At 71.4% G+C, this 15,055-nt stretch carries 12 protein-coding genes; 5 read left to right on the top strand and 7 right to left on the bottom strand.

The window, feature by feature from the left end:
• Positions 1–8 precede the first annotated feature (8 nt).
• Both ABZW17_RS34710 and ABZW17_RS34705 read right to left on the bottom strand, forming a co-directional pair.
• A complete protein-coding gene (locus ABZW17_RS34710; protein ID WP_354823592.1) occupies positions 9–1,601 on the bottom strand; it encodes a cation acetate symporter in 1,593 nt (530 codons plus the stop codon).
• Positions 1,598–2,035: a DUF485 domain-containing protein gene (locus ABZW17_RS34705; protein ID WP_354823590.1), complete on the bottom strand. Its 438-nt coding sequence runs from the start codon at positions 2,033–2,035 to the stop codon at positions 1,598–1,600. The genes ABZW17_RS34710 and ABZW17_RS34705 overlap by 4 nt, the downstream gene beginning before the upstream one ends.
• 1,017 nt (positions 2,036–3,052) lie before the next feature.
• Between ABZW17_RS34705 and ABZW17_RS34700 the strand changes: the two genes are divergently transcribed.
• Genes ABZW17_RS34700 through ABZW17_RS34685 form a run of 4 tightly spaced genes read left to right on the top strand, consistent with a single transcriptional unit; the run spans position 3,053 to position 8,723 of the window.
• A complete protein-coding gene (locus ABZW17_RS34700) occupies positions 3,053–6,958 on the top strand; it encodes a nitrate- and nitrite sensing domain-containing protein (protein WP_354823675.1) in 3,906 nt (1,301 codons plus the stop codon).
• Positions 6,955–7,407, top strand: coding sequence for a roadblock/LC7 domain-containing protein (locus tag ABZW17_RS34695; RefSeq protein WP_004561253.1), 453 nt, complete (start codon positions 6,955–6,957; stop codon positions 7,405–7,407). The genes ABZW17_RS34700 and ABZW17_RS34695 overlap by 4 nt, the downstream gene beginning before the upstream one ends.
• A gap of 7 nt (positions 7,408–7,414) precedes the next feature.
• A complete protein-coding gene (locus ABZW17_RS34690) occupies positions 7,415–8,131 on the top strand; it encodes a DUF742 domain-containing protein (protein WP_354823588.1) in 717 nt (238 codons plus the stop codon).
• Between the two features lie 28 nt (positions 8,132–8,159).
• On the top strand, positions 8,160–8,723 hold the full coding sequence (locus ABZW17_RS34685) for an ATP/GTP-binding protein (RefSeq protein WP_004561255.1): 564 nt from the start codon (positions 8,160–8,162) through the stop codon (positions 8,721–8,723).
• Between the two features lie 49 nt (positions 8,724–8,772).
• Here ABZW17_RS34685 and ABZW17_RS34680 read toward each other — a convergent pair whose 3' ends face one another.
• The 4 genes from ABZW17_RS34680 to ABZW17_RS34665 form a co-directional block, all read right to left on the bottom strand.
• Positions 8,773–9,333 (bottom strand): dihydrofolate reductase family protein, encoded by a 561-nt coding sequence (locus ABZW17_RS34680; RefSeq protein ID WP_354823586.1) that lies wholly within the window; start codon positions 9,331–9,333, stop codon positions 8,773–8,775.
• A gap of 80 nt (positions 9,334–9,413) precedes the next feature.
• Positions 9,414–10,064 carry a DUF899 domain-containing protein gene (locus tag ABZW17_RS34675; RefSeq protein ID WP_354823584.1) on the bottom strand — a complete coding sequence of 217 codons (651 nt, stop codon included), beginning with the start codon at positions 10,062–10,064 and terminating at the stop codon, positions 9,414–9,416.
• Positions 10,061–10,501 (bottom strand): SRPBCC domain-containing protein, encoded by a 441-nt coding sequence (locus ABZW17_RS34670; RefSeq protein ID WP_354823582.1) that lies wholly within the window; start codon positions 10,499–10,501, stop codon positions 10,061–10,063. The genes ABZW17_RS34675 and ABZW17_RS34670 overlap by 4 nt, the downstream gene beginning before the upstream one ends.
• Entirely contained in the window at positions 10,494–10,820 is a 327-nt protein-coding gene (locus ABZW17_RS34665; protein ID WP_354823580.1) for a metalloregulator ArsR/SmtB family transcription factor, read from the bottom strand. The genes ABZW17_RS34670 and ABZW17_RS34665 overlap by 8 nt, the downstream gene beginning before the upstream one ends.
• 138 nt (positions 10,821–10,958) lie before the next feature.
• On the opposite strand from ABZW17_RS34665, the gene icmF reads away from it, so the two are divergent.
• Entirely contained in the window at positions 10,959–14,192 is a 3,234-nt protein-coding gene (gene icmF / locus ABZW17_RS34660; protein ID WP_354823578.1) for a fused isobutyryl-CoA mutase/GTPase IcmF, read from the top strand.
• A gap of 135 nt (positions 14,193–14,327) precedes the next feature.
• Here icmF and ABZW17_RS34655 read toward each other — a convergent pair whose 3' ends face one another.
• Positions 14,328–15,029 (bottom strand): class I SAM-dependent methyltransferase, encoded by a 702-nt coding sequence (locus tag ABZW17_RS34655; protein WP_354823576.1) that lies wholly within the window; start codon positions 15,027–15,029, stop codon positions 14,328–14,330.
• Positions 15,030–15,055 lie beyond the last annotated feature (26 nt).

The raw sequence follows: 15,055 nt of genomic DNA, 5'->3' as shown, positions 1-15,055 counted from the left end.
GGAGTGGATCAGCTGCCGATGCCGGTCATCGAGCGGACCTCCATCTCGGCCTGCTTCTCCGGGTCCGCCTTCGGCCGGCCCACCAGCGTTCCGACGAACCCGCACAGGAACGAGAACGGGATCGAGACCAGACCCGGGTTCTTCAGCGGGAACCAGGCGAAGTCGACGCTCTTGAAGATCGCGTCCGGCGCACCCGAGACGACCGGCGAGAACAGCACCAGCAGCAGGCACGCGATCAGGCCGCCGTAGATGCCCCACAGCGTGCCGGTGGTGTTGAACCGCTTCCAGAACAGCGAATACAGCAGCGTCGACAGGTTCGCTGACGCCGCCACCGCGAACGCGAGCGCCACCAGGAACGCGATGTTCTGCCCGTTCGCCAGCACACCGCCGGCGATGGCCAGCACCCCGACCGCGATCGCGGTCAGCCGCGCCACCCGGACCTCGTCGGCCGGCTCCGCCTTGCCCCGCTTGAAGATGTTGGCGTAGACGTCGTGGGCGAACGAGGCCGACGCGGTGATCGTCAGCCCGGCCACCACCGCGAGGATGGTCGCGAACGCCACCGCGGCGATGACGCCGAGCAGCAGCGTCCCGCCCACGTGCAGGGCCAGCAGCGGCGCCGCGGAGTTCTCGCCGCCCGGAGCGCTCTTGATCTCGTCCGCGCCGACCAGGGCGGCCGCGCCGAAGCCGATCACCAGCGTGCACAGGTAGAAGACGAACATGCACGCCGTCGCCCAGACGACGCTTCGCCGCGCTTCGCGGGAGTTGGGCACGGTGTAGAAGCGCATCAGCACGTGCGGCAGCGCCGCCGCGCCGAGCACCAGCGCCAGCGACAGCGACACGAAGTCGAGCTTGGTCGTGTCGTTCTTGCCGTACGAGCCGCCCGGTTCGAGCAGCTTGTCGCCGAGCGGGCTGTTCTGCGCCGCGGAGGAGAGCAGGTTCGAGAAGGAGAAGCCGAACTTGCCGAACAGGAACACCGTGAGCAGCGCGCCGCACAGCAGCAGGATGGCCGCCTTGATGATCTGCACCCACGTGGTGCCCTTCATCCCGCCGACCAGCACGTACAGCACCATGACCAGGCCGACGACGCCGATCACCAGCGCCTGGCCGAGCTTGGAGTGGACGTTCAGCAGCAGCGCGACCAGGCCACCGGCGCCCGCCATCTGCGCCAGCATGTAGAAGAAGGAGACGACCAGCGTCGACGTCGCCGCCGCCGCGCGGACCGGGCGCTGCTTCATCCGGAAGCTCAGCACGTCGCCCATCGTGAACCGGCCGGTGTTGCGCAGGAGCTCGGCGATCAGCAGCAGGTCGACCAGCCAGGCGACGAGGAAGCCGATCGAGTAGAGGAACCCGTCGTACCCGTGGATCGCGATGGCGCCGGCGATGCCGAGGAAGGACGCGGCTGACAGGAAGTCGCCGGAGAGGGCGATGCCGTTCTGGCGGCCGGTGAACGCGCTGCCCGCGGCGTAGTAGTCCGCCGTCGAGGAGTTCCGGGCGCCGGCCCGGTAGACGACGTACAGCGTGATCGCGACGAACAGGGCGAACACGGCCGTGTTGACGATCGGGTCGCTGGCGGGCACCCCGCCCGCGGCGAGGGCGGTCACCGGCGCTTCCCTTCCGCCAGGCCCGCGCGGGCGCGCAGCTCGGCGACGCGCGGGTCGAGCCGGCGGCGCGCGTAGCGCAGGTAGAGCCAGGTGACCAGCGCGGTGCTGGCGAACTGGCCGATGCCGAGCACGATGCCGACGTTGACCTGGCCGAACACCTTGCGGCTCATGAAGTCGTGCGCGTACGCGGCCAGCAGCACGTACGTCATGTACCAGGCGAAGAAGGCGAAGCTCATCGGGAAGACGAAGCCGCGGAACCGGCGGCGCAGCGAAACGAACTCGGGGCTGGCCTGGATCGCGGGGTAGTCGGGGCCCGTGCGGGCGGCGGCCCGGTGGGGCGGGGCGCCGGCCGGCCCGTCCCCGGTGAACAGGACCGGCAGCACGCCGGTCTCCTCGAGGGCGTTGCCCGGCGAGGGCCGCGCTACGTCGTACATGGGTGCCTCCGGCAGAGTGCCTCCGTGGCGGCGGGACCCCGGGCGCCTGTGTGTGTGCGGGCACCGGACCGCCCTTGCGGACTGCGAGGGCACATCGTAACTACGCCGTCCGGCCCATGCCGAAGGTGGCCGGACCGGCCGGTCGGTCGGCGCGGACGGTATTCGTTTTCCTGTCGAAGACGTCGAATGCGCCGGTCGGCGACAAGGCCGCGGCGAACGCTCCGAAAGGCGAAAAGAATTGTGACGCCACGTTGTTGCCTTAGCTATTCACTACGACGAACGGGCTAACGAACGGCAAAGCCTCGGTAAGATGGTTACACAATGTAGCCAAAAGCGCGGCCAGGCGCGCCTCGTCGGTGTTCCCGGACGGGGGCGCGATGAAGAAGATCCACTGGTCAGCGCAGTGTTCTGTCAGAAATCACCGGGTCGTGGCGTGCGGGGACGCAATGCCACAACATCGGGCACACCTTGAGCCTTGACCCACCCGTTGGTGGTACGGAGTGTAGATCGTCCGAGGGATGCTGCTACCCTGTCTGGTCTAATCGGGTGACGCCCGGATGCTCCCGGCCCCCGCGTCCGGTAACCGGAATTCCCTCTTCGGGGGCGGTGAGGGGGAATGGTGTCGCCCGCATCCGGTCGCGAAAGCACTTTTCGCAGGTCAGCGGCCGAGTGGGGAAGAAAATTGACCGGCGGGGCATCGGGGGTACGATTCTTTGGCCCAGCTGACCGCAGCGATCGATTGGCACCGATAAAGTTGATCTCGATCACCGTGCACAACGCAACTTGCGACGTGCACGTGCAGAGTCCCGGGCACGGGGCGGCGGGAAGGTGCCTGCCCGGTGACGGGCGCGCGGACGGCGGGGCTACCGGGGACGAGCGAGGGCGCCGGGGAAGCGGCAGGGCAGCGGCGGCACGGCCGTCCGGCGGCCCGCCGCGAGCCGGGACGCCGCGCCGCCGACGCGGATCCATGACGCCGGACAGGGAGTCACTCACGTGACCGTTGCAGGAGAAGGTCAGGTGCCCGTCGGGGAACTGCTCGGCCGAGCGCCCCGGCGGTCCAAGGGGAAGGCCGTGTGGCAGGCGCTCGTGCGGTGGCGCGACTGGAGCCTGCCCGTCAAGCTTTCGGCCGTCACGGTCGTGCCCATCGTCCTCGCGCTGGTGCTGGGCATCACCACGATCGCCGCGCAGGTCGGCCGCTCGGGCGAGTACCAGCGGCTCGACCGGCTCGTCGCGCTCGGCGGCGGCGTGCGGGAGCTCACCGGCGTGCTGCAGCAGGAGCGCACGGTCACCTCGGCCATGCTGACCGCGGGCACCGTCGGCGGCACCCCCGAGCTGGCCGCGGCGCGCACGGCGACGGACGCCGCGATCGGCCCGTTCACCGCGGAGCAGGCCCGCGCCGCCGAAGCCGAGCCCGGCGTGTCCGGTGCCGCGGGCGCGGCCACGGCCCAGATCGGCAACCTCGCCTTCCTCCGCCGCCAGGTCGACGGCGGCCAGCTCGACCCGGCCCAGGCCATCTCGGCGTACGCCGCCCTCACCGGCTCGCTGATCAGCCTCGACACCGCGGTCACCGCGGGCGCCGGCGACGGCACCCTCGGCGGCACCCCGGCCGGGCTGCACGAGCTGCTGGTCGCCGGCGAACAGGTGTCGCTCAGCCAGGCCCTCGTCTCCTACGGCATCGGGCGCGCCGCGCTGAGCCCGAGCGAGCTGGCCACCCTGCGCGCCGCCGAGCTGCGGCTCGCCGACCGGCTGGTCGACTTCCGCTCCGCGGCCGGCGACACGCTCCAGCGCGACTTCGCGGCGATCGCCGAGGGCACGCAGGCGCAGAGCCGGGCCCGGATGGTCGAGACGGTGCTGAACGCGCCGGCCGGCGGGGTGGACGACGCCCTGCGCGCGCTGTCGGCCCAGGACTGGACCGCCGCCTCCGCGGCGATGCGCACGCAGATCGGCCAGGTCGCCGACCGGCTGGGCACGTCGGCCTCGGCGACGGCGGCGGAGCTGGTCGACGAGTCCAGCAGCGGCGCCGGTCTGCTCGCGGTGCTGCTGTTCGCCGCGATGGTGCTGGCCGTCGCCGTCGTCTTCCTCATCACCCGCCAGCTGCTGCGCTCGCTGAAGGTGCTGCGCCGCAGCGCTCTCGACGTCGCCGAAACCGCGCTGCCGGAGGCGGTCCGCAACATCCAGGAGGGCCGCGCGCAGGGCACCGACGTCCGGCCCGTCCCGGTGCACACCGACGACGAGGTCGGCGAGGTGGCGCGGGCCTTCGACAAGGTGCACCACCAGGCGCTGCGGCTGGCGACCGAGCAGGCCGCGATGCGCACCGGCTACGGCAGCGTCTTCGTCAACCTCTCGCGGCGCAGCCAGAGCCTGGTGCAGCGGCAGCTGCAGCTGATCGAGCAGCTGGAGCGGGACGAGGAGGACGCCGACCAGCTCGCGACGCTGTTCCAGCTCGACCACCTCGCCACCCGGATGCGGCGCAACAACGAGAACCTGATGGTGCTCTCGGGCGCCGAGCCGGGCCGCCGGTCGGGGAAGCCGGTCGGCACCACCGACATGCTCCGCGCCGCGGTGTCGGAGATCGAGCAGTATCAGCGTGTCCAGGTGCAGCCGCCGCCCCCGGCCCGGATCGTCGGCTACGCGGCGAGCGACCTGATGCGCCTGGTCGCCGAGCTGCTGGACAACGCCACGGCGTTCTCCGCGCCGGAGACCTCGGTGACCGTGGCGTCGCGGCTGGGCGAGGACGGCTCGCTCCACATCGACATCCTCGACAAGGGCATCGGCATGAACGAGGCCGAGGTCGCCGAGGCGAACACCCGGCTGACCGAGGCCGGCTCGGTCGACCTGGTGACGTCCCGCCGGATGGGCCTGTTCGTCGTCGGCCGGCTGGCCAGCAGGCACCGGATCGGGGTGTCGCTGCACGGCGGCCGGGACATCGTCGGCGTCCGCGCCACGGTCGTCGTCCCGGCGGAGCTGGTGATGCCGGTGACCGACGGCCCGGTCACCGGCCCGATCGGCGCGCTCCAGCAGCACCCGGCGAGCCCGGCGGCGGGCAACCAGCTGCCGCGCCGCCCGGTCAACGGCACCACCCGCCCGCGCCCGCTGGTGCCGCCGCAGCCGGCGATGGGGGAGGAGCGCTGGCCGTCGGCGAGCGACCTGGCCGGGCTGTCCGGCGTGCGGCCGCCGTCGGACCTGGAGATCTCCGGCACGGCGCTGTTCGCCCCGATCCCGAAGGACGACGACGTCCCGCCGCCGCGCCCGGCCCTGCCGCCGGTGCCCGCGGTGCTGCCGCTGCCGCCGCAGCCGCCCCGCGCGGACGACCTGCCGGCCGGCAAGGACCTGTTCACGGCCAACGAGACGACGCTCAGCGACTGGTGGCAGGAGGCGACGGCGGGTGCGGAGCCACCCCCGCCGGCCCCGGCCCCGGATCGCTCGGAGACGACGCCGATCTTCGACGAGATGCTGTCGGCGTGGTTCCGCGAGGACAAGCCGGCCGTCTCCGAGGAGGAACCGGCCGCGTCGGAGGAGGTGCCCCCGGAGGAGCGCCGCAGCTGGGACTTCGCCAGCGACGAGAACTTCCGCACGGTCCAGGAGCGCACGAAGGCCGAGCCGACGGCGTTCACGGAGGCGGGCCTCCCGCGCCGCCGCCGCGGCGAGCAGCTCCTCCCGGGCAGCGCAACGCCGGCGATCCCGTCGGCCCCCGAGCCGGCCGCACCCCGCCCGGACCTCCCGGTCCGCGACCCGCAGGACGTCCGCAGCCGGTTGAGCAACTTCCAGCAGGGCGTGACGCGGGGCCGCCGCCAGACACGCCAGGCCCGCCAGGCGGCGGCCCAGCGCCCGAAGCCGGTGCAGAGCGGACAGCCGGTGCCGGGGCTGGGCACGGCCCAGTCGGCGGGCGCGGCGGAGCCGGAGAAGCAGGCGGCCGATGCTCCGGTCACGCCGGAACCGGCCCAGCCTGCGGAGGCTCGCGAGCAGCAGTCCGCACCCGCCCCGGAGACCGCGGCGCCGCAGGGCGGCCTCCCGCAGCCCAAGCAGGGGGTCAACGGTCTGCCGCAGCGGGGCGGCCAGCCGGCCGCGGCCGAGGGTGTGCAGGCGAATGGTCTGCCGCAGCGGAGCCAGCCGGCCGCGGCCGAGGGTGTGCAGGCGAATGGTCTGCCGCAGCGGAGCCAGCCCGCCGCGGCCGAAGGCGCGCAGCCGAACGGGCTTCCGCAGCGGAGCCAGCCGGCCGCAGCTGAGGGTGCGCAGCCGAATGGTCTGCCGCAGCGGAGCCAGCCGGCCGCAGCCGAGGGAGCGCAGCCGAACGGTCTCCCGCAGCCCGGGCAGCGCACCAACGGACTCCCGCAGCCGAAACTGCAGGGCGACATCTTCGCCGCCGGCCTGCAGCCGGACCAGCCCGGCCCCCAGGCGCCGGCGGCCGAGCCGGACCAGGCCGCGCAGCCGGGGGCGCTGCCCCAGCCCACCGCGCCGCAGACCAACGGCCTGCCCCAGCCGAGCCGTCGCACCCCCGAGCCGCCCACGGTCTTCCACGAGTCCGGGCAGCTTCCGATTCCCCACGGCCGTCCCGCCGGGCCGCCGTCCGCCCTGCCCTCCCGGAAGGCGGCGGAAACCCCGGCCCCGCGGCAGGAGGAATCCGCGGTCGAGGCCACCGCCGAGTGGGATTTCGGCACCGATGACGGCTGGCGGGCCGTGCAAGCGGTGTCCCAGTCGACGCCCTCCACTTTCACTTCGGCAGGATTGCCCCGGCGCCGTCGCGGGGAGCAGCTGCTTCCGGGCAGCGCCGGACCGTCCACCGGGGCCACGGCCCCCCGACCCCAACGGGACGCACACGACGTGCGCGGCCGCCTGCGGAGCTTCCAGCAGGGCATCGAGCGCGGACGCCACCGCACCGCACAGGCGGCCGAGACCAACCACGAGACCTTGGAGGGTGAATGACCTCGCCGAGTAGCGCGCAGCCGACGCAGAACCAGTTCGGCTGGCTGGTGAACGACTTCGCGGAACGGGTGCCCGGCGTGGCGCACGCCGTGGTCGTCTCGGCGGACGGCCTGCTGCTGACCGCGTCGAACCGGCTCCCGCTCGACCGGGCCGACCAGCTCGCCGCCGTCGCGTCCGGCCTGGTCAGCCTCACCCAGGGCGCCGCCCGCTGCTTCGAAGCCGGCGCGGTCAACGAGACCGTCGTCGAGATGGAGCTCGGGATCATGGTGCTGATGTCGATCAGCGACGGCTCCTGCCTGGCCGTGCTCGCCGCCCCGAACTGCGACATCGGCCAGGTCGCCTACGAGATGACGATGCTCGTCGACCGGGTCGGCCAGATCCTCACGCCGGAGCTGCGCGCCCAGCTCCAGGGCTCCGGTGGGTCGCTGATCGGCGAACCGGTGGGATGATGGCGCGATGAGCACGGGGTCCGGATTCGACGGCGAACCACCCGCGGGGCGCAGCCCCGGCGGGCGTGGGGACGACGGCACGTTCGCCGACGTCCTCAACGGGTTCACGCTGGATTCCGGCCGTGCCCGCCGGAAGCGCAAGAAGAGCAAGGAGTCCCCGCCACCCCCGGCCGCCGGTGCGCACGCGGCCGCGGAACCGCCGGCGCCCGCGCCGTCGGCCGACCCAGGAGATCGCGTGACCTCTTTAGTCTCTCCACCCGGCAGTACCGACGGGGACAGCCCCAGACCAGGCGGTTTGTTCGATCCGGGCCCGCCCAGCGGCGAGTTCGTCATGCCCGCGGTGTTCGAGCAGCCGCCCGCGCCCGAGGAACTGACGGCCATCGTCCGGCCCTACGCGCTGACCGGCGGCCGCACCAAGGCCAATTACGCCCTGGAGCTCGAGACACTGATCTCCGCGAAGGACTACGCTGCCACCGGTGGCTTCCCCGAGGTGGCCGCGGAGCAGATCGAGTGCATCTCGATCATGGAAGAGTGCCGGACCCCCCGTTCGGTCGCCGAGATCGTTTCGGCGCTGCGGGTGCCACTGGGCGTGGCCCGGGTGCTGATCAGCGACGCGGCCGACGCGGGGCTGGTCACGGTGCACAAGACGATTACGGGCAATGACGGCGCCGAGGCACATCTGGTGTTGATGGAAAGGGTTTTGAGTGGACTCCGTCGGCTTTAAGGCACCGCGGGACACCGCGCCCCCGACCATGACCTCCGCCAAGATCGTCGTGGCCGGCGGGTTCGGCGCGGGGAAGACGACGTTCGTCGGGTCGGTGTCGGAGATCGTGCCGCTGACCACCGAGGCGATGATGACCGACGCCAGCGTGGGGGTCGACAACCTCGACCACACGCCGGGCAAGTCGACGACCACGGTGGCGATGGACTTCGGCCGCGTGTCGCTGGACGCGGACCTGATCCTCTACCTGTTCGGCACGCCCGGGCAGCAGCGGTTCTGGTTCATGTGGGACGACCTGGTCCGCGGCGCCATCGGCGCGGTGGTGCTGGCCGACACGCGCCGGCTGGCCGACTCGTTCGCGCCGATCGACTTCTTCGAGGACCGCGGCCTGCCGTACATCGTCGGCATCAACACGTTCGACGGCGTGCTGGAGCACGACATCAACGACGTCCGCGAGGCGCTGTCGATCGACCCGAACATCCCGATCGTCCGCTGTGACGCCCGGGACCGGGAGTCGACGAAGCAGACGCTGATCACGCTGGTCGAGTACGCCATGCGGCAGTGGATCGCGCTCCGGGCGGCCAACGCGCGCTGACCGTGGGGGAGCCGAGGGCCCGGGACACGCCCGGGCCCGGCGGCGCCGCTCACGCACGGCGGTAGCGCAGCAGCACGACCTGGTCGTCGAAGATGCGCGACTGCGCCAGCGTGAGGCCGAGCCGCGCGGTGCCCTCGGCGAACGGCCGCTTGCCGCCGCCGAGGACGACCGGGTGCACGAACACCTGGTACTCGTCGATGAGGCCGCGCGCGGTGAGCTCGGCGGCCAGCTCCGCGCCGCCCATCAGCAGCAGGTCGTCCCCCGGCTCGGCCTTCAGGGACGCCACCGCCTCGCCCAGGTCGCCGCCGACGACCCGGGTGTTCCAGTCCGCCTTCTCCAGCGTCCGCGAGAACACGACCTTGGGCGTCTCGCGCCAGACGGGCGCGAACGCGAGGTCGTGCGGGTCGTCCGAGATCGACTCGGCGTCCGGCCAGTAGGCGGACATCATGTCCCAGACCCGCCGCCCGTACGCGAACTCGCCGCAGCGCGCGCTCAGCTGCCGCGAGTGGGCGGACAGCTCCGGGCCCGGCACCGGCCAGTCGAATTCGCCGTCCGGGCCCTCGACGCAGCCGTCGAGCGACGTGTGGACCATGTGGACGATCTCGCGCATTTCCGCCTCCTCCTGGTGGGTCTGACACCGGGGGGTCGGAGCCGCGGGAGCCGACCGGACACGGCCGCCGGAGAAGCTTTTCAGTACTCGTCGTGACGGCGCCACCACGAGCCGGGGCCGTCGTCGCCGCGGCTCTCCTCTTCCCAGGCCTCCTGGCGGCCCAGCGGCGTGACGTCGAGGTACCGGTGCGACGTGAGGAACATCTCGCCGCCGCGGCCGGAGGTGAAGTACGTCCGGTACACGGCGTCGCCGTCGCGCAGGAACACGCTGACCCCGAAGCCCCGGCCGACGCCGCAGTCCTCGGTGAAGTCGCTGCCGTGCGCGGACACCCACGGCACGTCCCAGCCCATCCTCGCCCGGTACCGCTCGATCTCCGCGCACGTGGCCGGCGCGACGACCTTCAGCGTGACGTCGCGGGCGTGCAGGTGGGCCAGGTGCGGCATGTTGTCCAGGACCAGGGAGCAGCCGGGGCAGCCCGCCTCGTCGCCCGGGTGCAGCATGAAGTGGTAGACGATCAGCTGACGGCGGCCGTCGAACAGGTCGAGCAGGCTCGCCTTGCCGTCGCCCGAATCGAACTCGTACGGCTTGGTGAACGGCACCATCGGCAGCCGGCGGCGCTCGGCGGCGAGGTGGTCGGCCGCCTTCATCAGCTCCTTCTCCTTGGCCAGCAGCGCGTCGCGCGCGGCCTGCCACTGCTCGGGCGAGACGATCTCGGGCAGGGTGGCGGTCATCGGGCGTCCTTTCCTCGGATGAAGCCGGTCAGGTCCTCGAAGCTGGAGGTCCAGCCCTCGTCGTGGCCGTCGCGGTCGGCGACGGTCGGGAAGCCGGTCTGGGCGAAGGTCATCTCGGTCTTGCCGCCCAGGTCGGCGAAGCCGATCGTCACGAGGGTCTCGTCGCGCAGGTCGCCTTCGGTGTCCCAGGCGAAGGTGAAGACGAGCCGTTCGGGCGCGGTGATCTCGCGGTAGACGCCGTGCATCCAGTGCTCGTCACCTTCGGGGGAGCGGATGCACGCCCGCCAGGCGCCGCCGGGCCGGGTGGCGAGGGTGACGGCGGAGCCGGTGTAGCCGTGCGGTCCCAGCCAGCTCGCCAGCTGGTCGGGGTCGGTCCACGCGGCGAAGACGAGCTCGCGCGGGGCGTCGAACACGCGCGTGATGGTGAGGTCAGGCATCGCCGGTCAGGCTCCTCAGGTGCTCCTCGAGGCGGTCGAACCCGTCGTCCCAGAACCGGCGGTAGGTCGCCACCCAGCCGGCCACGTCCTCCAGGGGTTTCGCCTCCAGCCGGCAGGGCCGCCACTGGCGGGTGCGGCCGCGGGTGATCAGCCCGGCCTCTTCCAGCACCTTCAGGTGCCGGGACACCGCGGGCAGGCTCATCGGGAACGGCTCGGCGAGCTCGTTGACCGTCGCTTCGCCGTTCGACAGGCGCGCGAGGATGGCGCGCCGGGTCGGGTCGGCCAGCGCCGAGAACGTCCGGCTCAACGTGTCTGTCATTTCACCACCTTGTTAATTAACTTACCCGTTAAATATAGGCCCGACCTGGCGGATGTCAAGGTTCTCCGCGGTTGCCCTGAGAGCTGCGTCACCGGCTCTCGGGTTTCCAATAGTAGGAAGCCAAAGTATTTTGGAAGGATGACCAGCGAGCTGTACCGACCCGTGCACCCCGTCCGGTTCGTCACCGCGTCGAGCCTCTTCGACGGGCACGACGCGTCGATCAACATCATGCGGCGGATCCTGCAGTCGCAGGGCGCGGAGGTCGTGCACCTGGGCCACAACCGGTCGGTCGACGAGGTTGCCACCGCAGCCATCGCCGAGGACGTCCAGGGTGTCGCCATCTCTGCTTACCAGGGCGGGCACGTCGAGTACTTCTCCTACCTGGTCGAGCTGCTGCGCGAGCGCGGCGCCGGCCACGTCAAGGTCTTCGGCGGCGGGGGCGGGGTGATCGTGCGCGAGGAGATCGACCTGCTGCACTCGCGCGGCGTCGCCCGCATCTTCTCGCCCGAAGACGGCTACGAGATGGGCCTGCCGGGCATGATCAACTCGATGATCAAGGCCTGCGACGTCGACCTCGCGGCCAAGCCTCCCGCGCTGGACAAGGTGCTCTCCGGCGACGTCGCCTCGCTCTCGCGCGTCATCACGCAGCTGCAGGCCTCGAACCTGCCCGGTGACCTGCTGAGCGGCATCACCGAGGCCGCGGGCAAGCGCGAGGTGCCGGTGCTCGGCATCACCGGCACCGGCGGTTCGGGCAAGTCGTCGCTCACCGACGAGCTGATCCGCCGTTTCCGCCTCGACCAGGAGGACAAGCTGCGGATCGCGGTGCTCGCCGTCGACCCGTCGCGGCGCAAGGGCGGCGGCGCGCTGCTGGGCGACCGCATCCGGATGAACTGCCTGGACGGCTCGCCGGTGTACTTCCGCTCCCTGGCGACGCGCACGACTTCGGGCGAGATCCCCGCCGGGTTGAGCGAGTCGATCCTGGCCTGCAAGGCCGCCGGGTACGACCTGGTGATCGTCGAGACGCCGGGCATCGGCCAGGGCGACGCCGGCATCGTCGACTTCGTGGACGAGTCGCTGTACGTGATGACGCCGGAGTTCGGCGCCGCGTCGCAGCTGGAGAAGATCGACATGCTCGACTTCGCCGACGTCGTCGCGATCAACAAGTTCGAGCGCCGCGGCGCCGAGGACGCCCGCCGGGACGTCGCCCGCCAGCTGGTCCGCAACCGTGAAGCCTTCTCGCAGGGCCCGGAGGACATGCCGGTGTACGGCACGAGCGCGGCGAAGTTCAACGACGACGGCGTCACCGCGCTGTACCAGCACCTGCGCGGCATGCTCGCCGAGCGCGGGCTCGGCGTGTCCGCCGGGACGCTGCCGCAGGTCGAAGGCAAGGTCTCGACCGACGCCTCGACGATCATCCCCGGCAACCGGGCCCGGTACCTGGCCGAGATTTCCGAGACCGTGCGGGGCTACCACACCAGGACCGAGCGGCAGGTCGCCGCGATCCGCAAGCGTGACGCCCTCGCTGTCGCGCGCGAAGAGCTGGCCAAGGTGGACGCCTCGACCGACGCGCTGGACGGGCTGCTCGCCGCGGCCGCGTCCGATGTGGACGGTGAAGCCACCGAACTGCTGACGCGGTTCCGGGCTCTGGCCGAGGAGTACCGCCAGGACGAGCTCGTCGTGAAGATCCGCGACAAGGAACTGCGCACGCAGCTGTGGCGCGACACGCTGTCCGGCAACCGGATCCCGCGCGTCGCCCTGCCGCGGTACACCGAGGCCGGCGAGCTGCTGTCGTTCCTGCGCCGCGAAAACCTGCCGGGCTACTTCCCCTACACCGCGGGCGTTTTCCCGTTCAAGCGCGAGGGGGAGGACCCGGCTCGGATGTTCGCCGGCGAGGGCGACGCGTTCCGCACCAACCGCCGCTTCAAGCTGCTGTCCGCCGACTCGGAGGCCAAGCGGCTTTCGACGGCGTTCGACTCGGTGACCCTCTACGGCCACGACCCCGACACGCGTCCCGACATCTACGGCAAGGTCGGCACGTCGGGCGTGTCCATCGCGACGCTCGACGACATGAAGGCCCTCTACGACGGTTTCGACCTGACCGCGCCGAACACGTCGGTGTCGATGACGATCAACGGCCCGGCGCCGACGATCCTCGCGTTCTTCCTCAACACCGCGATCGACCAGAAGGTCGAGGCGTTCCGCGCCGAGCACGGCCGCGAGCCGTCCGAGGCCGAGGCCGCCGAGGTGCGCGAATGGGTGCTGCGCAACGTCCGAGGCACGGTGCAGGCCGACATCCTCAAGGAGGACCAGGGCCAGAACACCTGCATCTTCTCCACCGAGTTCAGCCTCCGGATGATGGCCGACATCCAGGAGTGGTTCATCTCCCGTGGTGTCCGCAACTTCTACTCGGTGTCCATCTCGGGCTACCACATCGCCGAGGCCGGGGCGAACCCGATCTCGCAGCTGGCGTTCACGCTGTCCAACGGCTTCACCTACGTCGAGTCCTACCTCGCGCGCGGGATGGACATCGACGACTTCGCGCCGAACCTGTCGTTCTTCTTCTCCAACGGCATGGACGCGGAGTATTCGGTGCTCGGCCGGGTGGCGCGGCGGATCTGGGCGGTGGCCATGCGCGAGCGCTACGGCGCGAACGAGCGGTCGCAGAAGCTGAAGTACCACGTGCAGACCTCCGGCCGGTCGCTGCACGCGCAGGAGATGAGCTTCAACGACATCCGCACCACGCTGCAGGCGCTGTGCGCGCTGTACGACAACGCGAACTCCTTGCACACCAACGCGTTCGACGAGGCGATCACGACGCCGTCGGAGTCGTCGGTGCGCCGCGCGATGGCCATCCAGATGATCATCAACAAGGAGTGGGGCCTGTCGAAGAACGAGAACCCGCTGCAGGGTTCGTTCGTGATCGACGAGCTGACCGACCTGGTCGAGGAGGCCGTGCTGGCCGAGTTCGACCGCATTTCCGAGCGCGGCGGCGTGCTGGGCGCGATGGAGACCGGTTACCAGCGCGGCAAGATCCAGGACGAGTCGATCCTGTACGAGCGCAAGAAGCACGACGGCTCGTTGCCGATCATCGGCGTCAACACGTTCCGCAACCCGCGCTCGGGGGAGGACGAGATCGAGGTCGAGCTGGCCCGCGCGACGGAGGACGAGAAGAAGTCCCAGCTGGACCGCCTGGCGGACTTCCAGCACCGCCACCACGAGGAGGCCCAGCAGGCCCTGAAGGCCCTACGCGAGGCGGCCACCCGCGGCGGCAACCTGTTCGGGGTACTGGTGGACGCCGCGCGGGTGTGCTCGCTCGGTCAGATCACGGAGGCGTTCTTCGAGGTCGGGGGCCAGTACCGCCGCAACGTCTAGCGGCAGCGCCGTCCGGTCCGCGGTCCCAGGGCTTGCCGGTCGCGCCGTCGGCGACCCCCAGCACGTGCTCGCCGACGATCAGCCGGTCGGCGCCGGGTTCCGCGGATGTCCGCGGAACCACGGCCGACTCGGTGATCACGTGGCCGAACGTACCGCTTCCAACTGCCAAACCGGGACCAGCACGCGGCCGTCGGCGTCCGTGGTGAGTCCGGACAGGTCGGCGCCGTCCTCGTTCAGCACCGCCTGGACGCTCTGCCGCAGCTCCTCCGGCGTCATCGACGTCGTGTAGAGGGTCGGTTCGAGCTTCTCGATCGTCCAGTCGCGGCCGACGGTCTCCCGCAGGTTTGCTTCGCTGATCAGGTACGGCGCCGGGAACCCGGCCGGCACCGCCGGGGAGAAGGCGAAGAGGTGCAGCCGCGCGCCCGGCCGCGTCGCCCGGGTCAGCGCGGCGAGGTAGTCGCGGCGCTGGTCCTCGCTCAGGCAGTGGTAGAGCGCGCTGTCGAGGACGGTGTCGAAGCGGCCTTCGTGGCCTTCGAGCTTCGTCGCGTCGGCGACGGCGAATTCGATGTCGAGGCCCTTCTCCGCGGCGCGGGCGCGGGCCTGCTCGATCGCCGACGGCGCGCCGTCCAGGCCGGTGACGGACAGGCCGCGGGAGGCGAGGAACGCGCTGTTGTCCCCGAGGCCGCAGCCGATGTCGAGGACGTCGCCGGCGAACCCGCCTGCGTCGGCCAGCGCGACGACCGCGGGCTGTGGTGCGCCGAGGTCCCAGGGCATCTTCCGGCCCATCGGGGTGCTGCCCCGGTAGAGCTCTTCGAAGTCGACGTCCTGCACGTCCATGACTACCCCCTTATTCAACGTATGAT

It is taken from the genome of Amycolatopsis sp. NPDC004625 (assembly GCF_040609695.1).
In the GTDB taxonomy this organism is placed as follows: Bacteria; Actinomycetota; Actinomycetes; order Mycobacteriales; family Pseudonocardiaceae; genus Amycolatopsis.
This window is presented reverse-complemented; position numbering and strand designations above follow the sequence as displayed.

Coding starts and splice junctions, on each gene's coding strand:
- icmF (WP_354823578.1), top strand. CDS start 10,959: ATGACCAGCGAGCTGTACCGACCCGTGCACCCCGTCCGGTTCGTCACC.
- ABZW17_RS34675 (WP_354823584.1), bottom strand. CDS start 10,064: ATGACCGCCACCCTGCCCGAGATCGTCTCGCCCGAGCAGTGGCAGGCC.
- ABZW17_RS34685 (WP_004561255.1), top strand. CDS start 8,160: ATGACCTCCGCCAAGATCGTCGTGGCCGGCGGGTTCGGCGCGGGGAAG.
- ABZW17_RS34705 (WP_354823590.1), bottom strand. CDS start 2,035: ATGTACGACGTAGCGCGGCCCTCGCCGGGCAACGCCCTCGAGGAGACC.
- ABZW17_RS34690 (WP_354823588.1), top strand. CDS start 7,415: ATGAGCACGGGGTCCGGATTCGACGGCGAACCACCCGCGGGGCGCAGC.
- ABZW17_RS34665 (WP_354823580.1), bottom strand. CDS start 10,820: ATGACAGACACGTTGAGCCGGACGTTCTCGGCGCTGGCCGACCCGACC.
- ABZW17_RS34655 (WP_354823576.1), bottom strand. CDS start 15,029: ATGGACGTGCAGGACGTCGACTTCGAAGAGCTCTACCGGGGCAGCACC.
- ABZW17_RS34695 (WP_004561253.1), top strand. CDS start 6,955: ATGACCTCGCCGAGTAGCGCGCAGCCGACGCAGAACCAGTTCGGCTGG.
- ABZW17_RS34680 (WP_354823586.1), bottom strand. CDS start 9,333: ATGCGCGAGATCGTCCACATGGTCCACACGTCGCTCGACGGCTGCGTC.
- ABZW17_RS34670 (WP_354823582.1), bottom strand. CDS start 10,501: ATGCCTGACCTCACCATCACGCGCGTGTTCGACGCCCCGCGCGAGCTC.